The organism is Mycobacterium sp. HM-7, assembly GCF_053852335.1.
Map to the genome: position 1 here is coordinate 1,398,407 of NZ_CM132657.1, position 20,650 is coordinate 1,419,056.

23 protein-coding genes and 1 tRNA gene are annotated in these 20,650 nt (G+C 66.1%); 16 read left to right on the plus strand and 8 right to left on the minus strand.

The window, feature by feature from the left end; all coding sequences use genetic code 11:
* Window positions 1-33 precede the first annotated feature (33 nt).
* Genes ACWW1C_RS06805 through ACWW1C_RS06815 form a run of 3 tightly spaced genes read right to left on the minus strand, consistent with a single transcriptional unit; the run spans window position 34 to window position 1,563 of the window.
* The gene (locus ACWW1C_RS06805; protein ID WP_455982726.1) at window positions 34-372 is read right to left on the minus strand and encodes a DUF3817 domain-containing protein; all 339 of its coding nucleotides are present in this window, start codon (window positions 370-372) and stop codon (window positions 34-36) included.
* On the minus strand, window positions 369-737 hold the full coding sequence (locus tag ACWW1C_RS06810; protein ID WP_455982727.1) for a hypothetical protein: 369 nt from the start codon (window positions 735-737) through the stop codon (window positions 369-371). The genes ACWW1C_RS06805 and ACWW1C_RS06810 overlap by 4 nt, the downstream gene beginning before the upstream one ends.
* A gap of 46 nt (window positions 738-783) precedes the next feature.
* Complete coding sequence (locus tag ACWW1C_RS06815) at window positions 784-1,563, minus strand: hypothetical protein (protein WP_455982728.1); 780 nt, start codon at window positions 1,561-1,563, stop codon at window positions 784-786.
* 94 nt (window positions 1,564-1,657) lie between these two features.
* Between ACWW1C_RS06815 and ACWW1C_RS06820 the strand changes: the two genes are divergently transcribed.
* Window positions 1,658-1,740: transfer RNA gene (locus tag ACWW1C_RS06820), tRNA-Leu, on the plus strand.
* A gap of 162 nt (window positions 1,741-1,902) precedes the next feature.
* On the opposite strand, the gene ACWW1C_RS06825 is transcribed toward ACWW1C_RS06820, so the two are convergent.
* Window positions 1,903-2,034, minus strand: a complete 132-nt coding sequence (locus ACWW1C_RS06825) for a hypothetical protein (protein ID WP_455982729.1) — start codon at window positions 2,032-2,034, stop codon at window positions 1,903-1,905.
* A gap of 192 nt (window positions 2,035-2,226) precedes the next feature.
* On the opposite strand from ACWW1C_RS06825, the gene ACWW1C_RS06830 reads away from it, so the two are divergent.
* The 3 genes from ACWW1C_RS06830 to ACWW1C_RS06840 all read left to right on the plus strand — a co-directional run bounded on the left by ACWW1C_RS06830 (window position 2,227) and on the right by ACWW1C_RS06840 (window position 5,307).
* Complete coding sequence (locus ACWW1C_RS06830; protein ID WP_455982730.1) at window positions 2,227-3,357, plus strand: fatty acid desaturase family protein; 1,131 nt, start codon at window positions 2,227-2,229, stop codon at window positions 3,355-3,357.
* 128 nt (window positions 3,358-3,485) lie between these two features.
* Window positions 3,486-4,544 (plus strand): glycosyltransferase, encoded by a 1,059-nt coding sequence (locus ACWW1C_RS06835; RefSeq protein WP_455982731.1) that lies wholly within the window; start codon window positions 3,486-3,488, stop codon window positions 4,542-4,544.
* A gap of 97 nt (window positions 4,545-4,641) precedes the next feature.
* Window positions 4,642-5,307, plus strand: a complete 666-nt coding sequence (locus ACWW1C_RS06840) for a TetR/AcrR family transcriptional regulator (RefSeq protein WP_455982732.1) — start codon at window positions 4,642-4,644, stop codon at window positions 5,305-5,307.
* Window positions 5,308-5,319: 12 nt separating this feature from the next.
* Here ACWW1C_RS06840 and ACWW1C_RS06845 read toward each other — a convergent pair whose 3' ends face one another.
* A complete protein-coding gene (locus tag ACWW1C_RS06845; protein WP_455982733.1) occupies window positions 5,320-6,171 on the minus strand; it encodes an NYN domain-containing protein in 852 nt (283 codons plus the stop codon).
* A gap of 86 nt (window positions 6,172-6,257) precedes the next feature.
* Between ACWW1C_RS06845 and ACWW1C_RS06850 the strand changes: the two genes are divergently transcribed.
* The 4 genes from ACWW1C_RS06850 to gyrB all read left to right on the plus strand — a co-directional run bounded on the left by ACWW1C_RS06850 (window position 6,258) and on the right by gyrB (window position 11,455).
* The gene (locus ACWW1C_RS06850) at window positions 6,258-7,133 is read left to right on the plus strand and encodes a formylglycine-generating enzyme family protein (protein ID WP_455982734.1); all 876 of its coding nucleotides are present in this window, start codon (window positions 6,258-6,260) and stop codon (window positions 7,131-7,133) included.
* A gap of 119 nt (window positions 7,134-7,252) precedes the next feature.
* Window positions 7,253-8,056: a GntR family transcriptional regulator gene (locus ACWW1C_RS06855; RefSeq protein ID WP_455982735.1), complete on the plus strand. Its 804-nt coding sequence runs from the start codon at window positions 7,253-7,255 to the stop codon at window positions 8,054-8,056.
* Window positions 8,057-8,123: 67 nt separating this feature from the next.
* Window positions 8,124-9,476 carry an arylsulfatase gene (locus ACWW1C_RS06860; RefSeq protein ID WP_455982736.1) on the plus strand — a complete coding sequence of 451 codons (1,353 nt, stop codon included), beginning with the start codon at window positions 8,124-8,126 and terminating at the stop codon, window positions 9,474-9,476.
* Between the two features lie 23 nt (window positions 9,477-9,499).
* Window positions 9,500-11,455, plus strand: a complete 1,956-nt coding sequence (gene gyrB / locus ACWW1C_RS06865; protein ID WP_455982737.1) for a DNA topoisomerase (ATP-hydrolyzing) subunit B — start codon at window positions 9,500-9,502, stop codon at window positions 11,453-11,455.
* 4 nt (window positions 11,456-11,459) lie between these two features.
* Here the strand turns inward: gyrB and ACWW1C_RS06870 are convergent, their stop codons facing one another.
* Window positions 11,460-11,789: a DUF202 domain-containing protein gene (locus ACWW1C_RS06870; protein ID WP_455982738.1), complete on the minus strand. Its 330-nt coding sequence runs from the start codon at window positions 11,787-11,789 to the stop codon at window positions 11,460-11,462.
* The gene (locus tag ACWW1C_RS06875; RefSeq protein ID WP_455984181.1) at window positions 11,786-12,139 is read right to left on the minus strand and encodes a YidH family protein; all 354 of its coding nucleotides are present in this window, start codon (window positions 12,137-12,139) and stop codon (window positions 11,786-11,788) included. The genes ACWW1C_RS06870 and ACWW1C_RS06875 overlap by 4 nt, the downstream gene beginning before the upstream one ends.
* Before the next feature lie 217 nt (window positions 12,140-12,356).
* Between ACWW1C_RS06875 and ACWW1C_RS06880 the strand changes: the two genes are divergently transcribed.
* From ACWW1C_RS06880 to ACWW1C_RS06905, 6 genes are all read left to right on the plus strand, one after another.
* On the plus strand, window positions 12,357-13,808 hold the full coding sequence (locus tag ACWW1C_RS06880) for an ABC transporter substrate-binding protein (protein ID WP_455982739.1): 1,452 nt from the start codon (window positions 12,357-12,359) through the stop codon (window positions 13,806-13,808).
* 28 nt (window positions 13,809-13,836) lie between these two features.
* Window positions 13,837-14,724 carry an ABC transporter permease gene (locus tag ACWW1C_RS06885; protein WP_455982740.1) on the plus strand — a complete coding sequence of 296 codons (888 nt, stop codon included), beginning with the start codon at window positions 13,837-13,839 and terminating at the stop codon, window positions 14,722-14,724.
* On the plus strand, window positions 14,721-15,470 hold the full coding sequence (locus ACWW1C_RS06890; RefSeq protein WP_455982741.1) for an ABC transporter ATP-binding protein: 750 nt from the start codon (window positions 14,721-14,723) through the stop codon (window positions 15,468-15,470). The genes ACWW1C_RS06885 and ACWW1C_RS06890 overlap by 4 nt, the downstream gene beginning before the upstream one ends.
* A 32-nt stretch (window positions 15,471-15,502) precedes the next feature.
* Window positions 15,503-16,987 carry a SulP family inorganic anion transporter gene (locus ACWW1C_RS06895; RefSeq protein ID WP_455982742.1) on the plus strand — a complete coding sequence of 495 codons (1,485 nt, stop codon included), beginning with the start codon at window positions 15,503-15,505 and terminating at the stop codon, window positions 16,985-16,987.
* Between the two features lie 96 nt (window positions 16,988-17,083).
* Entirely contained in the window at window positions 17,084-17,674 is a 591-nt protein-coding gene (locus ACWW1C_RS06900) for a DsbA family protein (RefSeq protein WP_455984182.1), read from the plus strand.
* Window positions 17,675-17,828: 154 nt separating this feature from the next.
* Window positions 17,829-18,029, plus strand: a complete 201-nt coding sequence (locus ACWW1C_RS06905) for a hypothetical protein (protein WP_455982743.1) — start codon at window positions 17,829-17,831, stop codon at window positions 18,027-18,029.
* A gap of 55 nt (window positions 18,030-18,084) precedes the next feature.
* On the opposite strand, the gene ACWW1C_RS06910 is transcribed toward ACWW1C_RS06905, so the two are convergent.
* Entirely contained in the window at window positions 18,085-18,669 is a 585-nt protein-coding gene (locus ACWW1C_RS06910; RefSeq protein WP_455982744.1) for a TIGR03086 family metal-binding protein, read from the minus strand.
* Window positions 18,670-18,768: 99 nt separating this feature from the next.
* On the opposite strand from ACWW1C_RS06910, the gene ACWW1C_RS06915 reads away from it, so the two are divergent.
* Complete coding sequence (locus tag ACWW1C_RS06915; RefSeq protein ID WP_455982745.1) at window positions 18,769-20,187, plus strand: SDR family NAD(P)-dependent oxidoreductase; 1,419 nt, start codon at window positions 18,769-18,771, stop codon at window positions 20,185-20,187.
* A gap of 59 nt (window positions 20,188-20,246) precedes the next feature.
* Window positions 20,247-20,642 (plus strand): DUF4267 domain-containing protein, encoded by a 396-nt coding sequence (locus ACWW1C_RS06920; protein ID WP_455982746.1) that lies wholly within the window; start codon window positions 20,247-20,249, stop codon window positions 20,640-20,642.
* Window positions 20,643-20,650 lie beyond the last annotated feature (8 nt).

The window sequence follows — 20,650 nt, forward strand, 5'->3', positions numbered from 1 at the left end:
GGTCAGGCTCGTGACAGGGCCACGCGATCAGACTCAGAGGTCGAAGCGCTTCTTGACGTCTTCGGTGCGGAAGTGCTCGACGATGATGCCGAGCAGCGGGACGGTACCGGCGAAGAGGGTGCCGATGGTCTGGCCGAGCGGCCAGCGGACCTTGACCGCCAGGTTGAACGTGCACAGCAGGTAGATGAAGTACACCCAGCCGTGGACGATGCCGATCCAGTTCAGGCTGACGTCGTTGAAGACGTAGTGCGCGACCAGCTCGTAGCAGAGGGCGATGAGCCAGATACCGGTCGCCCAGGCCATCACGCGGTAGGCGATCAGTGCCTTGCGGATGGCGTCTTTCGACACGGCGGTCGGCTGCGACTCGGTCATGTGGTGGTCCTGTCCTGTTTGTCGTTCTCGGCCAATGCGGCGAGGTAGGCGTTGTACTCGGCGGTTTCCGGGTCGATGTCTGCGGCGGCCTTGGGGCGCTCGGGAAGCAGGCCTTCCGGGATTTCGGTGGGCCCATCAGTCGCCGGCGCGACGGGGCCCTCGTCCTCGTAGCGGACGAACTTGTAGTAGCCGTAGAAGCAGAAAGCGCCGAACATCGGCCACTGCAGGGCATAGCCCAAATTCTGGAAGGTGCCCGCGCTGGACTGGAAGCGCGACCACTGCCACCAGGCCAGGGCCATGCAGCCCAGGGCGGCGACGGTCACCAGCACGATGAGCGCCGGCCTCCTACGCCGTGTAGTGGACATAAGCCAACGGTACCGCGCGTGACCTCGGGTTTGCGATTCGCGTGGGCTACGACGCCGCACGTTGGACGCATGGCCACGGCACGATGCGGGACTTGGGTCCGATGAATTCGTCTAGGCGTGCGGTGTCTGCTTTGCGGTAGATAGATAGCTGCTTCTTCGATGACCGGCGCCAGTGGATGCCGAGTTGGTCCAGCGCACCAGTAAATAGATTGACGATGTCCTCGGACAGATTCGTGAAGTGGTAGCGGACGCTTCGGACGCCTCGGTCATTCGCGACGACCCGGCACCCGTCGCTGTGGATGAGACCGAGGACGAACTCCTCGGTGGCTAGGTCGACAAGGTCCTGTTGCCACGGTTCCAGCTTGATCGCGCGAGTGTGCTTCCTGCCAGGACCGTGCTGCGGGAACAGACACGGCCAATGTTTGGAGCAGACGTACACCTCGATGCAGCCCTTCCGCTGCGTGGCCCCGGCCTGTTTGCCTGGGATAACGGCAGCGATCGCTTCCTTGCAGCGCTCGATGATGGCCGGGTACTTCTGGTCTAGGACGATTCGAAGGCGCCAAACTCCACGGCGTGCGGCAGAGATACAGCCGTCGCCCAGGTACAAACCAAGTAGATAGCTGTATTCCGCAGGCGGGAGAGCAGTGAAATCGTGGTCCATGCCGCAGCTGGAGTCTCCGGCGACTTGGCGCCGCCAGATGCCTGGAGCCTTCCGCCAGTCCCGCACCGTGGTTCGCGGAATTGCCGTTGCTCTGGCGATGGCGCAGTTGTTCATTCCGTCGGCGATGAGCCGTTGCACGACGTCGAATTCTTCTGCTGATCTCACGCGCGTCCCCCTTCGATCGCGTGACACCACTAACGTATGACGGGCCACCGACAGATCTCGTTCGCGTGACCAGCGGTAGGCTGACAGCGTTTGAGCGCGAGTGTCGGAATTGGCAGACGAGATGGGTTTAGGTCCCATTGTCCTATGGGCGTGGGGGTTCGAGTCCCCCCTCGCGCACTCTTGGGGAGTCGAGTCAGGGATAACACCCTGACCCGACTCGTCGCCAAGCAATCATCTGCGCAGCTGCCAGAGGGCACCCCGCGCGAACTCCCGGCCCGCAGCGAAACCCCGCACACCCGCTGCGAAAAACGTTGGGCTAGTTATCCATTGGGGATGCGGTCAGTGCTTTTTGTGCACCGCGTTGTCGATTGGCGATGGCTGGTCGGTCTTGGCGCGCTTGTCTGCGCGTTTCTCTTTGAGCGACTTGCCGGATTTCTTGGCCATGCTCTGCCGAGGAGATTTGTCAGCCATGGTCGGCCCCTTTGTATTGGGGGCCTGGGTGGTCCCTGTCACCCGACCATACGTGCGCTGCAGAGGTGGCGCAACGATGTAGGTCAACAGTGTTGACAACCCCTGACCGGCCGTGTTGACTGGAATGCGTACGGGCGGCCGCGCCGTGGCGGAGCCCAGGCTTGTCGCCGCGCACTATTGACTGGGACCTAGGTGGCAATACGCGACATCGCGGCTTATACGCATCTGAGTCAGCGTGACATCGATGCGTTCGGAGCGGAGCTGGATGCCATCCGCTCTGATGTCGAGGACTCGCTCGGTGTCAAAGACGCGGCCTATATCCGGCATGTGATCGTGTTTCAGCGGGTCCTGGATGTCGTGGCCCGGCTGCTGATCGTCGGCTGGCGTTCCCGGCTCGGCTGGTCCGTCGGAACCTTGTCGTTGGCCTACGCGAAATCCGTTGAGAACATGGAGATCGGGCACAACGTCTGCCATGGGCAGTGGGACTGGATGAACGACTCGGAGATCCACTCCACCGCGTGGGAATGGGACATGGTGGGGTCGTCGGCGCAGTGGCGCTACTCCCACAACTATCGCCACCATGTGTATACCAACGTGCACGGCATGGACGACGATCTCGGATTCGGGGTGATGCGAGTCTCTCGCGATCAGCCCTGGGAGCCGGCGAATCTGGCGCAACCCCTGGCAAATCTGTTGTTGGCCTTGACCTTCGAATGGGGCATCGCGCGGCACGGATTCCACTCCGACGAGAGCCGGGCGAGCACCGCGGCCGGCAAGCGGGCCGTCAAGCGGACCATGCTGGTCAAGATGGCCCACCAGACGGCCAAGGACTACCTCGTCCTGCCGGCGCTCGGCTGGCGTCGTTGGCGTCGGGTGCTGACCGCGAACATCGCCGCCAACCTGCTGCGCAACCTGTGGGCCTACGTCGTGATCTTTTGCGGACACTTCCCCGACGGTGTGCAGACCTTCGCTCCGGAAATCGTGCACGAGGAGACGAGGGCCGAATGGTACCTACGTCAGATGCTGGGCACGGCGAACTTCAAAGCCGGTCCGCTGCTGGCATTTTCGAGCGGAAACCTGTGCTACCAGATCGAGCATCACCTGTTTCCGGATCTGCCGAGCAACCGCTACGCGCAGATCAGCCTGCGAGTGCGAGAGCTGTGCGACAAGTACGACGTGCCGTACACCTCCGGGTCCCTCGCCCGCCAGTACCTGCAAACCTTGCGGACCAACTGCCGGCTCGCGCTGCCCGACCGAGGTTCACGGGCAGCGCCGGCCGGTGGTGGACGCGCCGTATCCAGCATTAAGTCGGGACAGTCTTGAAATCTCTTTCCAGCCTTGAACATTCGGTTTCCCCAGCACCTCGCTACCCAGGGGGCGGCTTGTTGACCTTCGGGATTCTCGGCACCTACCCGCCAACGCGATGCGGCCTGGCGGGGTTCAGTGCTGCCTTGAGCGATGGGCTGCACCGCCTGGGCGTCGATGTCAGCGTGGTGCGAGTCGCCGACGGGCAGTCCACTGCGGACGGTCGCGTGATCGGCGAGCTGTCTGCTGGGGCGCCGGCGTCAGCGTCGGCAGCGGCGGACTTGCTCAGCCGCAGCGATATCGCCCTCATTCAACATGACTTCGGCATCTATGGCGGTGCGGACGGATCCGACGTCGTCGATGTGGTCGGCGCATTGCAGGTTCCGTCGATCGTCGTCGCACACACCATTCCCGCGGATGTGACGCGACGTCAGCGTTCGGTGTTCGAGTCGTTGATGGCACTCGCCGATCAGGTGGTCGTCATGTCCGACGCGGCGAGCGCCCGGGTGTGCGCGGACTTCGATGTCGACCGCAGGAAAGTCACGACGATTCCGCACGGCGCGGCGATCCCGACCGGTCCGCGGATGAAGCGACCCAGTCGCCCCACCCTGCTGACCTGGGGTCTGTTGCGGCCGGGCAAGGGAGTCGAGCGGGTTATCGCCGCAATGGATTCGTTGCAGCGACTCAGCGGCCAGCCGCGTTATGTTGTCGCCGGCCGGACGCATCCGGCGACCCTCGCCGCCGACGGCGAGGCCTACCGCGACGCCTGCATCGAACAAGCGCGCGCCGGCGGGGTGGCCGGTTCGGTGCATTTCGATGCCGGCTATCGCGACGTGCCGTCATTGACCGAGCTGGTCATGTCGGCGGCCGTGGTGGTGCTGCCCTTCGACTCCACCGATCAGGTCAACTCCGCTGTTCTGGTCGAAGCGATTGCGTGCGGCCGGCCGATTGTCGCCACTGCGTTTCCGCACGCAGTCGAGCTGCTCTCCACCGGCGCGGGCATCGTGGTCGCTCACGATGATCCGGAGGCGCTGCGGTCTGCGCTGCATGCCGTACTGAGTCAGCCCCGATTGGCCGGCGCGATGGCCGCGGAGGCGCGAAGCCGCGCGCCGGAGATGGCCTGGCCGGTAGTGGCGAAGTCGTATCAATCTGTGGCGCAACGAATTCTGGCCCGACGGCGGGCGGAGCGGGCGCGGGCGCACTAAAAGATCCGGCGTCGACAAGGTCTGTCGGCGGCGCGGGCGGGTAATGTCATTCCACCACGTGATCCGTTGCGGGACAGTCAAAGGAGGTACCGTCACGATGGTCGGGCAGATCAGCCGTGCAGTGATTCTCCACGCCGCCTTGCAGATCGTCGACCGCGACGGTGTTGACGGGCTGTCCATGCGGCGGCTCAGTGACGAGATCGACCGCGACCCAGCGGTGCTGTACCGGCACGTGCCGAACAAGGCGGCTCTGCTCGACGGTGTGGCGGAGATGGTGATCGGCCAGCTGCAAATCGATGCCACGGATTCGGACTGGACGGGGCAATTGCGGGCGGTGGCCCACGATTTCCGGCGGTTGGCGCTGGAACACCCAAATGTGGTGCCGCTGTTGGTCACCCGACCGCTGGCAACGCCGCTCGGGCAGCGTCCGCCGGGGCTGCTGCGGCCCCTGGAGGAGGTCGTGACGCTGCTCGCCGGGGCCGGGTTCAGTGACCTCGACGCCCTGAACATCTACCGGTTGCTCTTCGGCTACCTCTACGGCCACATTCTGACCGAGCTGCAGGAAGTGGTCGAGCGTCCCGAGGAATCCGATGATGTCCTGCGGTTGGGGCTGCACCGATTGTCGATCACGGAGTTCCCCAAGGTGCGGGCGCTGGCTTCGGCACTGGCCGACTATGACGGGGCCGCCGAACTCGATCGGGGCCTCGACATGCTGTTCATCGGTTTGGGGGCAACCATCGCCCCGGCCGGGCAACAGCGCTGAAAATTGACGGCGCTACTGCGCGCTGAGTCGCACCAGCCGGGTGGTCGAGCTTTCGTCGAGCTCAACGACGTCGGTGCGGGACCGCAGGAAATCGCTGAAAGACTTGAAACCCAAAGCCTTTTCGTTGAAGGACGGGTCCATCCGCTTCATCTGCGCCTTCACCACAGAATTGTGCAGCCATTCGACGTCGTCCTTTTCCAGCCCGATCTGCAGGGCGCGCGTCAGGAGGGCAGTGGCGGAGGTCTGGGGGTCGGGCTGTTCGGGCTCGGCTTTGGTGCTGCGCCGGGCGCGTTTGGGCGGCTCGGCAGCGGGCTCGAGGGCGGGCACGCCGGGCAGGGCGTCGTAGGTGACGAACTCGTCGCAGGCTGCCGCGAGCGCTCGGCTCGACGACCCGGCCACCCCGATACCCACCACGTACCGGCCGAGGCGCTTGCAGCGTTGAGCCAGTGGAATGTAGTCGGAGTCGCCGGCGGCGATGACGACGTGGGTGAGGTCGGGCAGGCGGAACATGTCCTCGACGGCGTCGACCGCCAACCGGATGTCGGCGCCGTTCTTGCCGTAGGCGGCGGCCGGGAACAACTGCACGAGGTCGACGGCGCGGCCGACGAGCTGCTGCCGATAACCGGCGTTGACCTCGGCCGACCAGTCGGCATACGCGCGGGTGAGCACCAGCGTCCCGAACGATGACGCGAAGTCGAGTACCGCACCGACGTCGACGGTGGCGCTGGTCAAGCGCTCGGAGTCGAGTCCCTTGGCCTTGTCCTTCTGAAAAGAGTTGCGGCCGTGCACCTGGTCGTAGCGGGAGATGACGATGTTGTCGAAGTCGAGGTAGACCGCGACGCGGGTCGCGGTGGTGTCCGTCATCTGCCCAGTGTGGTGCATCGCGGGTGGGTTATGGCGCGCAACCCACTCGGACGCGCGTTTTGCCCCGATGTGCCTACCCTGTCGGGATGCTCACCGAACTGATCGCGCTCGCCGGCGGGTCCTACCGCATGGGGTCACAGGACTTCTATCCGGAGGAAGCACCGGTGCGCGAGGTGACGGTCCCGCCATTCTCGATCGAACGCCATCCGGTCACCAATGCCCAATTCGCCGAGTTCGTGGCCGCGACCGGGCACGTGACGGTTGCTGAGCAAGCCCTCGATCCGGCGGCGTTTCCGGGCGTCCCCGCGGATGAGCTCATTCCCGGGGCATTGGTGTTCCGCGGTACTGCCGGCCCGGTCGATCTGCGCAACTGGCGGGAATGGTGGACGTGGGCGCCCGGCGCGAGCTGGAAGCACCCGCAGGGTGCCGGATCGACCATCGAGGACCGGCAAGACCATCCCGTGGTCCAGGTCGCTTACCCGGACGCCGCGGCCTACGCGGCGTGGGCGGGACGGCGACTGCCCACTGAAGAGGAGTGGGAGTACGCGGCCCGTGCCGGTTCGGCAGCGGTGTACGCCTGGGGCGACGATGTTCGGCCCGATGGGCAGCTGATGGCCAACACCTGGCAGGGCAAGTTCCCGTACCGCAACGACGGCGCGCTAGGCTGGACCGGCACCTCGCCCGTTGGGACCTTTACGTCCAACGGTTTTGGCCTCGTCGACATGATCGGCAACGTGTGGGAGTGGACCAGGACGCGGTACACGCCGCGGCACCAGGCCAACCCCGAGTTGACCGGCTGCTGCCCGCCACCCGCGGGTGACCCGTCGGTGATGCAGACCCTCAAAGGCGGTTCGCACCTGTGCGCACCGGAGTACTGCCACCGCTACCGGCCGGCGGCGCGGTCGTCGCAGTCGCAGGACAGCGCGACCACGCACATCGGCTTCCGGTGCGTGGCCGACTAGGTGGCGTTAACCGCTATAAAACGCCGTGACATTGCCGCTGGCCTAGGGCTTTACCTGCGATCAGGTGGCGTAACACTGGTCGTATCGCCACCGGTGGCCATCGGTGGCACAGTGAGTTCATGACCCGCCGCCCGCACATTCCGCCGAAGGACTTCCCACGTCCTGCGGCCCGGGAATATGCGGGCACCCGCGCCGATGCGGCCCGCTGGGCCCGCGACGTCCTGCGCGGCCAGATCCTCGACGGCGTCTACGGCGGCCTGGCCGCGGCGCGGCCGATGCTGCCACCGGAGAACGAACTCGCCGCCGAATTGGGGGTCAGTCGCAACGCGATACGCGAAGCCCTGGAACTGCTGCGCGGCGAAGGGCTGATCACCCGGGTGCAGGGGGCCGGCACCTTCGTCACCGGCGCCAAGCTCAGTCAGCGCATCGACCGGCTGGAAGGCCTCGCGGAATCCCTTGCCGGGCACCAGCTTCCGGTCGAGAATACCGTGCTTTCGGCGCGGGAGTCGGTCGCGTCGCCGTTCGTCGCGGCGAAACTGCAAGTGGCAGAGGGCGCACCGATTCTGTTCATCGAACGCCTGCGCTCGGTCGGCGGGGTGCCGTTGTCGCTGGACACCACATCGTTGCGGATCGGGGCGATACCTGTCGACGCCAACCTGGCTGATCAAGACGTCTTCGCCCTGATCGAAACCGAACTCGGGATGCGGCTGGGCTGGGCCGAGATTACCGTCGAATCGGTCTCGGCCGACGCGGACACCGCCAAACTTCTCCAATTGCGCACCGGTGCACCGCTATTGCTCCTGCACCGGCTGACTCACCTCGAAGACGGCACTCCGTTCGACCTCGAGACAGTGCGGTACCGCGGCGACCGCTGTTCGTTGATCACCACCGCCGCAAGGGATTCCGCGCCGCCGCCATCGTAGTCGGCACCTGCAGTCAATCACCCATTCCCCTTACCGATTTCGCAATCGATAGAGAGGCAGTACAGCCATGCCCGAACAACCCAACATCGTCTATTTTCACGTCGACAACCTCGGCATGGGAGAGCTCGGCTGCTACGGCGGCGGCATCCTGCGCGGCGCCGACACCGTCCGCATGGACGCCTTCGCGGCCGAATCGCTGAAGCTGTCGCACTTCGTCGTCGAACCACAGTGCACGCCCACCCGATCGGCATTGATGACCGGCCGGTACCCCATCAGGTCCGGCAACCACACCATCGCCCTCGGTGGCAACGGCGGCGGCATCGTCGCGTGGGAGCGCACCATGGGCGACATCTTGTCTGAAGCCGGCTATGCCACAGCATGTTTCGGTAAGTGGCACATCGGCGCCGAGGACGGCCGCTGGCCGACCGATCACGGCTTCGACGAGTGGTACGGCCCGGCCCGCACCTACGACGAGTGCCTGTGGCCCGACGACCCCTGGTACAAAGCCGAACGCGACGGCTATTCCTACATGTACGACGGCACCAAGGAAGGCGGCGTCACGACCACCGACCAGCAGCTGACGGTCAAGCTCAAGGGCGAGGTCGACGGCGAGTACGACCGCCGCGCCAAGGATTTCATGAAGCGCAGCGTCGAAGCGGACAAGCCGTTCTACCTGTACCACAACCACTCGCTGATGCATTTCCCGATGGAGGTCCGTCCCGAATTCAAGGGCAAGAGCACCAACGGGAATTGGGGTGATTCGCTGCTGATGCTCGACCACGACTTCGGCAGCATCCTGGACTACCTGACCGAGCTCGGTATCGCCGACAACACCATCGTGATCATGGCCGGCGACAACGGTGCCGAGGACCACCTGGCCGGTCGGGGTACCGCGGGGTTCTTCGACGGCTCCTACTTCAGCTCGGCCGAGGGCGGCATCCGGACGCCGTGCCTGATCCGCTGGCCCGGCCACGTGCCGGTGCGCGAGAGCAACGAGATGGTGCACGTCACCGACATGTTCCCGACCCTGCTGCGCTGGGTGGGCTGCGAGGTGCCCGACGACCGCATCATCGACGGCATCGACCAGCGCGAATTCTTCGGCGGGGCAGAGGAATCCAAGCGTGACGGGTGCATGGTCTGGCTCAACGAGGAGCTGCATGCGGTGAAGTGGTCACAGTTCAAGATCAACTTCAAGCGGCAGCAGCACTTCCACGACCCGGAGATCCCGCTGGGCTTCGCGCGCATCACCAATCTGCTGGAGGACCCGAAGGAACGCGAAGCGGTCAACCAGACCTGGGTGCGGTGGTGGGTGATGCAGCACGCGTACCGGTTCATCCAGGAGTTCGACGCCAGCGTCGAGACCGAGCAGCTCATCCCCGCCGGGGCGCCCATCGATTTCGTCCCCGAACGCAACCAGTAGCACCAGCGCGGCGCGGCCCCTGCATGTCAGGGGCCGCGCTCGACTGTCAAAGGAGTACAGCCGTGTCCAACAGCTATGGCGCCCAATCGATCACGATCCTCGAAGGGCTTGACGTCGTTCGCAAACGGCCCGGCATGTACATCGGGTCGACCAGCGAGCGCGGCCTGCACCACATGGTGTGGGAGGTGGTCGACAACGGCGTCGACGAGGCGATGGCCGGCCACGCCAGCCGCGTCGACGTCACGCTCCTCGCCGACGGCGGCGTCGAGGTCACCGACGACGGCCGTGGCATCCCGGTGGCCATGCACCAGACCGGGATACCCACTGTCGACGTCGTGATGACCCAGCTGCACGCAGGCGGCAAGTTCGACGGCGACTCCTATCAGGTGTCCGGTGGCCTGCACGGTGTCGGCGTATCGGTGGTCAACGCTCTCTCGACGCGGCTGGAGGTGCTGATCCGCCGGGACGGGCACGAATGGTTCCAGACCTATGACCGCTCCGTGCCGGGCACCTTGCGGCAGGGACAAGCGTCCGCACGCACCGGCACCACGGTCCGATTCTGGTCGGACCCAGAGATTTTCGAGACCATCGAGTACAGCGCCGAGACCATCGCGCGCCGGCTGCAGGAAATGGCCTTCCTCAACAAGGGCCTGGTGCTGACGCTGACCGACCGGCGCCGCCCCGACGAGGAGACCCGCGTCTTTCACCACCCGGGTGGACTGATCGACTACGTCACGCACATCAATCGGGTGAAAGACGCCATCCAGCCCAGCATCATCGCGTTCGACGGTGCGAGCCCCGGCCACGAAGTCGAGATCGCCATGCAGTGGAATGCCGGCTATTCGGAGTCGGTGCACACCTTCGCGAACACCATCAACACGCATGAGGGCGGCACGCACGAGGAGGGCTTTCGGGCCGCATTGACGAGTGTGGTGAACAAGTACGCGCGCGACAAGAAGTTGGTCAAGGACAAGGACCCGAACCTCACCGGTGACGACATCCGGGAGGGCCTGGCCGCGATCATTTCCGTCAAGGTCGCAGAGCCGCAATTCGAAGGGCAGACCAAGACCAAGCTCGGGAACGCGGCTGTCCGGTCATTCGTCCAGAAGATCTGCCATGAGCAGCTGACGCATTGGTTCGAGGCGAATCCGGCGGAGGCGAAGGTCATCGTCACCAAGGTCGCGTCGTCCGCGCAGGCCCGCGTCGCCGCGCGTAAGGCGCGGGAGTTGGTGCGCCGCAAGAGTGCCACCGACATCGGCGGCCTGCCCGGCAAGCTGGCCGACTGCCGCTCCACGGACCCGACTAAGTCGGAACTGTATGTGGTCGAGGGCGACTCGGCCGGTGGCTCGGCCAAGAGCGGCCGCGACTCGATGTTCCAGGCGATCCTGCCGCTGCGCGGAAAGATCATCAACGTCGAGAAGGCCCGCATCGATCGCGTGCTGAAGAACAACGAAGTCCAGGCCATCATCACGGCCCTGGGCACCGGTATCCATGACGAGTTCGACCTGTCGAAGTTGCGGTACCACAAGATCGTGCTGATGGCCGACGCCGACGTCGACGGCCAGCACATCTCCACGCTGCTGCTGACCCTGTTGTTCCGCTTCATGAAGCCGCTGGTGGAGAACGGCCACATCTTCCTGGCGCAGCCGCCGCTGTACAAGCTGAAGTGGCAACGCAGCGAGCCCGAGTTCGCCTACTCGGACCGCGAGCGTGACGGTCTGCTCGAAGCGGGCAAGGCGGCCGGCAAGCGCATCAACACCGACGACGGCATCCAGCGCTACAAGGGTCTGGGTGAGATGGACGCCAAGGAACTGTGGGAGACCACCATGGATCCGTCGGTCCGCGTACTGCGCCAGGTCACCCTCGACGATGCCGCGGCAGCCGACGAACTGTTCTCGATCCTCATGGGCGAGGACGTCGAAGCCCGCCGGAGCTTTATCGTCCGCAACGCCAGGGACATTCGCTTCCTGGACGTGTGACCGGCTAACCGATCACCATCAGGTAGGTCAGGATCAGCACGCCCTCGGCGACAACGGCCAGACCCACCACGGGCAGGTAGTGCATCGCCCAATAGCGTCCCTGAGCCAACTGCCGGCGGCGGTGGGCACCGAACCCCCACACCGCTGCGGCGAGCGCCGCCACCGCGACCACGACGGCGACGCGCGCGACGTCGAGTCCGCGGTTGAAGGTGTCGGCGTTGCGAAGTAGCACGAGGACCCCCGAGGTGGCGATTGCCAACCCGGTGCGGCTCCACGCCAGTGCCGTACGTTCGGCCTGCAGGCCGCGATCCTGAGCCAGCGCCAGGCGCGTCATCGGACCGTGGCCGTGATCGCCAGTGCCACCGTGGTGATGCCGATGATTGCCAGCCCGGTGGTCAGGTACGTGGGCGCCGAGGCCGGGGGGAGCGGCTCGTCGTTGCGAATGGCGCGATCCACCTGGCTCCACCGGCGCAGCCCCGCCATCGCGGTCAGTACCGCCATGCCGGCCACAGCGACCCCCAACACGTGGCGCAGCCCGGGGATGGCCAGCTCCGGCATGAACTGCACGACGGCGACCGCAGCGGCCATCAGCCCGAGCGAGGTGCGTTGCCACGCCAGGAAAGTGCGTTCATTGGCCAGGGTGAACCGGTAGTCGGGCTCGACCTGGGTATGTGCGGAGGTCATGTTCGAGATGTCCACGGCTACAAGCTTTTCCGAATACTCTGCGACATTCCAGCGGTCGGCGGGTGGCGTAACACACTCGTCACAGCCGTCATCGAGCCCCGCGGCGCAATCGGCGCGAAACCGTACCTGACGAGGGATTTCGTCCGGCGAAGATGGCGTAACTACCGCGCAACCTCAAATGACAGCTAGGTAACAGAAACGGTCGACCCTTGTTGACATGGACAAGGAAAAGCGCACTGGCGGCTCGCGGCACGCCCGGTCGGTTGCCTTGCTGACCGCGCTCACGGTTGGTGGGGCCCCACTCCTGACCGGGTGCGGCGTGCTGTCCGAGCCCAGCGTCGTCGTCAACGTCGGCTACCAATCCAAGACCATCAACACCGTCAACGCCGGAACGTTGCTGCGGGATCGCGGTGACTTCGAGAACCAACTCAAGGCACTCGGCGCGGCCACCAACACGAAGTACCGGGTGGTGTGGCAGGACTTCGCCTCCGGTGCCCCGCTGACGGCACAGATGATCGCCACCCACGTCGACATCGGCTCGATGGGCGACTACCCACTGCTGACCAACGGTTCCAAGACCCGCAAATACGATGACGCGGCAACGGAATTGGTGGCGACCACAGGCTACAACCTGCGCGGCTCGCTGAATCAGGTCGTGGTGCGGTCGGACTCGTCGGCTCGGACCCTGACCGACCTCACCGGCAAGAAGGTGTCCACCAGCCTAGGATCCGCCGGTGACGGCATGTTCTCCACCGCGGTGAAAACCGTTGGTGTCAGTAAAGACTCGATACACGTCGTCAACCAGGACCCGTCGGTCGGCGCATCGTCCATCGACGGCGGCCAGGTCGACGCCCTCGCTCAGTTCGTGCCATGGCCGCAATTGGTGATCTACCGCAACCAGGGCCGCCTGCTCTACGACGGCGGCGACAACAACGTGCCCACCTTTCACGGCGTGGTGGCGCGCCGGCAGTTCGCGTCCGCACACCCCGAGGTGATGGCGGCATTCCTGCGGGCGATGAAGAGCACCACCGACGAGATCGTCGCCCATCCACTCAAGGCGGCCCTGCGGGTCAGCGCGCTGACCGGGATCGAGCCCGAGGTGATCTATCTGTACAACGGCCCCAACGGCTTGGTCAGCTTCGACATGACGCTCAAGGACCAGGTGCTCGCGGCGTTCAAGCCGATCAAGACCTATCTGGTCGGCCGCGGCGCGGTGACAAAGGATTTCGACGTCGCCGGTTTCATCAACGACGGATACCTGCGCCAGTTGTTCGGCCCCGACTACGCACAGCGGCAGTCCAGTGTCGCGAATCCGATGGCGCTCAACGGGTTCGACAACGTATGCGGACTCCCGGTGAACGATCCAGCGCAGGCATCCGAGCTCTGGGTATCGGGCACCGCCACCGAAGTGGCCGCCACCCCGAGCTGTCTGCTGCGCCACCTGTCCGCGACACCGCACGTGCGGGCCGCCTACGTGCCCGACACGTTGACCGGCCTGCGGATCTTCGCCGATCACGCCGTCTGGCTACAGGATCCGGACGCGCCACCGACTCAGCGGTACAAGCCATTCGCAACCACGGCGGGTGCCGATGCCTACCGCACCGGCCATCCGCAAGCACTCACGGTCGGCTACACCGCCGCCGCAGGACAGTCCCGCACCGCGGGCTAGCCACACCATCAGGAGAGAAAGGAAACGCATGACCGAGCTCATGACCCGACCCACGTTGGCCGTACCTCGCCTGTGGTCACCGGCGAACCGAACCGGAAAACCGATGCGGCACAAGGTCGCCGATCTGCGGTCCAGCGCCGTCGCCCGGCGACTGCCGGCGGTGCTGCTGCCGCTGATCCCGATCGCCGCCTTCCTGGTGCTGTGGCACCTGCTGACGGCGCACAACGTCGTGGCGTGGCTGCGGTTCAACCGGATGCCGGCACCCGAGGCGGTGTTCCACACGCTGTTGGCGCGGGTGAGCTCAGGTGGCTACTACGACGACCTGCTCGCCAGCCTGCAGCGCATCCTGTTGGGCTTCGGCCTGGCAGCGGTGGTCGGCATCGGCCTGGGTGTGCTGGTCGGGCGCTCGGAGATCGCCCGGATGACGTTGCGGCCGTTCATCGAACTGATCAGGCCGATCCCCGCCATCGCACTGGTACCGCTGACCATCCTGCTGTTCCCATCCAGTGAGCAGGGCATCGTCTTCATCACGTTCTTCGCCGCGTTCTTCCCCGTGGTGGTCAGCACCATCCACGCCATGGACTCGATGCCCAAGGTGTGGGAGGAAGCCGCCCAGACCATGGGGGCCGGGCGAATGTCGTTGCTGTTCCACGTGATCATCCCGGGCGCGCTGCCGGGCATCTTCGCAGGACTTTCGGTGGCGATGGGTGTGGCGTGGATCTGTGTGGTGAGCGCCGAGATGATCTCGGGCCAATACGGCATCGGCTACTACACCTGGCAGGCCTACGGGTTGCTCGACTACGCGGGCGTCGTCGTCGGCATGATCTCCATCGGCGCCCTTGGTCTCGGTACCGCATGGTTGGTGGAGCGGGTCGGGCGGCGCGTCAACCGCTGGCTGCCGAGGGCCGCCCGATGAGCGCCGGCGCCGTCAACCTGCAGCAGCTGCAGCTGGGCTTCAACGGGGTCGTCGCGGCCAACATCACCCTGAGCATCGATCCCGGCGAAGTGGTCGTCTTCCTCGGCCCGTCCGGCTGCGGCAAGTCGACCATCCTGCGGGCGCTGGCCGGGCTGCTCAAGCCGATGGGCGGCACCGCCACCGTCGACGGCGCTGCCGTCACCGGCAGTGCGGCCCAGTGCGCGATGGTGTTTCAGGAAGACGCCCTGTTCCCGTGGCGAACGGCACTCAAGAACGTCCAGTTCCCCCTGAAGCTCCGCGGCGTACGGGGCAAGGAACTCAAGGAGACGGCCACCGACCGGCTGGAACAGGTCGGCCTCGGCGCCTACCTCGATCATCTGCCGAGCCAGCTGTCCGGCGGCATGCGGCAGCGGGTGCAGCTCGCCCGCACCCTGGCCTGTAAGCCACGGGTGATGCTCATGGACGAGCCGTTCGGCGCCCTGGACGCGCAGACCCGGCTGGAGATGCAGCAGCTGCTGATGTCGGTCTGGCAGACGCATAGAATGACGCTGCTGTTCGTCACCCACGACGTCGACGAGGCGCTGCTGTTGGCCGACCGGATCGTCCTGCTGAGCCACCGCCCCGCAACCGTCGCCGACGTCATCACGATCGAGAAGCCCCGCACACCCGAGGCGCAGTTCGAGGAGTCCTACCAACGGCGCCGCCGCGCCATCTTGGACTTCCTCGGCCACCGTCCGGCTGCCTGACCACCGACCTGGCTGTCCGCCAAGGAGATTCGATGAGTATCACCGTTCCTGGATTCCGCACGCCCACACCCGGCGTCGACCGGCCGTCGCTGTGGTCGCCTGCGGTGCTGCGCACCGAGGTACTGGCCGGATTGGTCGTCGGGCTGGCGCTGATCCCGGAAGCCATCGCCTTCTCCGTCATCGCCGGGGTCGATCCCCGCGTCGGGCTGTTCTCCTCGGTGACCATGGCGATCACCATCGCCTTCGCCGGCGGACGGCCGGCCATGGTGTCGGCCGCCACAGCGGCGGTGGCCCTGGTCGTGGCGCCCATGGCCCACGAACACGGCGTCGGGTATCTGGTCGCGACCATCGCGCTGGCCGGGGTCATCCAGATGCTGCTGGCTTTCGTCGGTGTGGCCAAGCTCATGCGGTTCATTCCGCGCAGCGTGATGGTCGGGTTCGTCAATGCGCTGGCGATTCTGGTGTTCGTCGCGCAGCTGCGGCATCTGATCGACGTGCCGTGGCTGGTGTATCCGCTCACCGCGGTCGGTATCGCGGTGATGATGCTGCTGCCCAAGGTCACCACCGCCGTGCCGGCGCCGCTGGTCGTCGTGCTGGTGCTGACGTTGGCGGTCGTGGCCTTCGGTTGGCACGTGCCGAACGTGGGAGACCAAGGGGCACTACCTGATTCGCTGCCGATGCTCGGCATTCCGCACGTGCCGCTCACGCTGCATACGTTGCAGATCATCGGGCCGTACGCGTTGGGCGCGGCGCTGGTCGGGCTGCTGGAGTCGTTGATGACGGCCAAGCTCGTCGACGACATCACCGACACCCGGTCGAACAAGACCCGCGAAGCCTGGGGACAGGGCGTGGCCAACGTGGTGACCGCCGCGTTCGGCGGCATGGGCGGTTGCGCGGTGGTGGGCCAGACGATGATGAACGTCAAGATCGCCGGCGCCCGGACCCGACTCTCGACGCTGTTGACCGGTGTCTTCGTGCTGATTCTGGTGCTGGCCTTGGGTGACCTGGTCGGACGGATCCCGATGGCCGCGCTGGTGGCGGTGATGATCGTGGTGTCGGTGGCGACGTTCGACTGGCACAGTGTGGCGCCGCGGACGCTGAAGATGTTGCCGCGCAGCGAAACTCTGGTCATGGTGATCACCGTCTGCGCGACGGTCGCCACCGGGAACCTGGCCATCGGCGTCTCGCTCGGGGTGCTGGCCGCGATGGTCGCCTTCGCCCGCCGGGTCGCGCACTTCACGTCGGTGTCGGCGGTGGCGCCGGGGGCCTATCGGGTGCGCGGTGACCTGTTCTTCGTCTCCAGCAATGACCTGGTGCACCAGTTCGACTACGCGGGCGACCCCGACGAGGTGGTGGTCGACCTGTCGGGCACCGCGGTGTGGGACGCCTCGTCGGTGGCGACGCTGGATGCGATCCGGTTGAAGTACGCGTCGCGGGGGAAGACCGTGGAGTTCACCGGACTCGACGAGGCGAGCTCGGACCGGTTGAACCGACTGTCGGGGCGTCTCGGGGTTTAGTGGCCTGAGTCCGCGGCATTGCGCCATCATGGAAGCGTGAAGGTGAACTGGCGTGGTGTCCTCGGGGTCGTTGTCGGGCTGCTCATCGGGTTGCTGATGGGCGGTCCGGTTGCGGGCCAGGCACACGCCGCCGCCGTGGCACCGGCCGGCGACGTCATCTCCATCGGCGACCCGAACGCGCTCGGGCAGATCGACCTCTACGTCGACCCGCTGTGCCCATTCAGCGGCAAGTTCATCCGCTCCGACGGCGAGGAACTCGGGCGGCGCATCGAAAGCGGCGCACTGCGGGTGAACCTGCGGTTCGTGAACTTCCTCGAAAAGTATTCAGCCAGTGGCACATACGACCAGCGCGCGATCTATGCGGCGTTTACCGTGGCCGGCCAGTCGAAGTCGAGCGACGTGGCGTGGCGCTTCGTTCAGCAGATCTTCTCCAAGGAGCACCAGCCGAAAGAGGGCGGCCCGGCGGACCTGAGCAATGACCAGCTGGCCGAGCTCGCCGGTCATGTCGGCGCGCCGCAATCGGCGCAGGACATGATCCGGCTGGGCTTGCCGATCGGTCATGACGCCAAGGTCATCGCCGCCAACAACCTGGCGCTCCTGCACGAGTTTCCGGAACCCGGCGTGCCGCTCGTGGTGATCAACGGGCAGGTCGTCAACGACGATTGGCGCACCCAGATCCCGGCCTGACCGCCGGCGTTCCCCCGATCGGGGGACAACAGGTTCAACCGGTGTAGGGGCCGGTTGGTGGATACAGGTCGACGGCTGTCGGCGGCATTCTTAGTTCAACACCGGATCACACCGGACCAGAACTTGAAAAGCCTTATCCACCAAAGGAGTCGACATGAACCTCACCCACCGCCTCGCCGCCGGTTTCGCCCTCGTTGCCGCGCCCGCCGTCATCTTCCTCGGCGCCGCCACCGCACACGCGGACGTCACGACCGCCAGCAGCCCGGTCGGCACGCACCACGCGTTCCCGCACCAGCAGAACAACCCGCAGCCGGGCTCGCCGGTGCATCACCACCACCAGCACAACCACCGCTGAGACTTTCCGTCACCGCTGAGGCCGCCCCTGTCATCGACGGGGCGGCCTTACGCATCTACGGGCTGACCGCCCTGCCGAGGAACGCCATCAGCTTGGTGGTGCGCGAGGCATCCGCCGGCGCGAGTTGCTCCGGCCCGAAAGCGCCGGGCCGCCGGAGCATCTGTTCGGGCACCGACTGGACCAGCCCTTCGGACAGGGTGAGCAGGTCGTCGGGCAGCTCGATCGGCTCGCCCAGGGACTTGCGCAGATCCCAGGTGTGCATGGCCAAATCGGCGATCGGGAACATCAGCGCCCGGCGCAGCGGAACCTCGCCTTGCGGGGACTTACGCGGGGCATCGAGGTCCGCGGTGGGCAGGGCGTCGCGCAGGCGAATGCCCAAGGCGCTCAGCTGATCCACCGGGCTGTCGTACATCCAGTCCGACGGTTGTGAAGGTCCGTCCCAGAGTTCGCCATCTTCGGCGAGCACGATGATTCGGGTGGCGCTGCCGGTCGCGTGCGCCACCAGTTCGCGCAGCGTCCAGTCCTGCAGGATCGACGGATCGTCCCAGCGCTCCGCTGGAACCTCACGGACGGCCGTGGTGAGCAGGTCGAGGGCCTCGATCGCCAACACGCCAAGGTCGGGAGTCGTGTCTTCGCTCATGAGGAACACCGTACGAGCGGGCGCCGACATTCGCGGACGGATCGACGGAGCCGGTTCGCTGATTGGCCTGCTGCGGCCCCCTCCCCGTAGCCTTCCACAGTGACCGCGATCGATCCTGACCAGCTCAGCACCTGCCTGCGGGTGCTGTCCGAGGTGAGCGCGCTGCCGCCCGAGCACCCCGACGCCATTGCTGTGCGCAAGGCCACCGGGAAGATGTTCAAGGCGTTGAAGAAGGAGCGCCGGACTGCCAAACGCGACGCGATCGCGGCTGCTGACCGCGCCGTCGTCGCTGCTACCGCCACGGGCGCACCGGGACGGATCGATGACGAGACGCAGGGTCTGCCCTTGGTTTCCACCGCGGTCGGGGCCAGTGCGGGCACGCTGTTGCGCTCGCGGGCCTGCTACATCTGCAAGACCCATTACACCGTGGTCGACGCGTTCTACCACCAGCTTTGTCCGGAGTGCGCCGCCTTCAACCGCGCCAAGCGCGACGCCCGCACCGACCTGACCGGTCGGACCGCGCTGCTCACCGGTGGGCGCGCCAAGATCGGCATGTACATCGCGCTGCGGTTGTTGCGTGACGGTGCGCACACCACGATCACCACCCGGTTCCCCAACGATGCGGTGCGCCGCTTCGCCGCGATGGAGGACAGCGCCGACTGGCTGCACCGGCTGCGGGTGGTGGGGATCGACCTGCGGGACCCGGCTCAGGTGGTTGCCCTGGCCGACGAGGTGGCCGCGCAGGGGCCGCTGGACATCCTGATCAACAACGCCGCTCAGACCGTGCGTCGCCCGCCGGGCTCGTACGCCGCGCTGGTGGAGGCCGAGCGCACCCCGCCGCCGGAGTTGGTGGAAGTAATCACGTTCGACCACGTCAGTGACGCGCATCCGCATGCCCTGGCCGGGAGTCTCGGTGAGCACCCTGCCCCGCATGCGCTGACGTCGCTGGCGTTGCAGGCCCGCAGCGCGTCGCCGGAGCGGATTGCCGCCGGCCTCGCGATCGACGCGGGTGGGTTGCTGCCCGATACCGCGTCGGTCAACAGCTGGACCCAACGCGTGCACGAGGTCGATGCGATGGAGCTGCTCGAGGTGCAGCTGTGCAACCAGACGGCGCCGTTCATTCTGGTGAGCCGGCTGCGGCCGTCTCTCGCCGCCTCGCCCGCCCGGCGCAAGTACGTCGTGAACGTGTCCGCGATGGAAGGCCAGTTCAACCGCGGCTACAAGGGGCCCGGCCATCCACACACCAACATGGCGAAGGCCGCGCTGAACATGCTGACCCGCACGAGCGCGGGGGAGATGCTGGAGCAGGACGGCATTCTCATGACCGCCGTCGACACCGGCTGGATCACCGACGAACGTCCGCATCCGACCAAGCTGCGGCTGGCCGAGGAAGGCTTCCACGCGCCGCTGGATCTGGTGGATGGTGCTGCGCGCGTGTATGACCCGATTGTTCGGGGGGAATTGGGCGAGGACATCTACGGGTGCTTTTTGAAGGATTACTCGAAGAGCGATTGGTAGGGCGGGACTCTCGCGCAACTTGCTCCGCACCGGCGAGGTGACGCCCTACGCTGCGAACCATGTCGATCGACCGTGTTGGGCTCGTCGTTGGTGGCATCCGTCTTGCGTCGGGGGTCTCGTTTCTGGTCGCCCCGGCCCGCGCGAACCGGCTGTGGGGTGACCCCGAGAAGCCGACCGGATCGACGTGGTTGCTGCTGCACTCGATGGGCTACCGCGATGCCTTGATCGGCGGGCTGCTCGCCGCGGCGGCGCTGCGGGGTCGGGACACCCGCGGCTGGTTCCTGGCCTCGGGTGGCGCCGACGCGGCAGACCTGTTGGGCGGCATGGGTGTTCATCATGAGATGAGGCCGTCGCAGAAGTACATCGGCCTCGGCGGCGCCGTGGTCGGGATCGGTGTCGGGTTGTGGGGTGCGAGGCGACGCCAGCCTGTCGGCGAGGCTGCCGGTACGCCCTGACCGTGTTC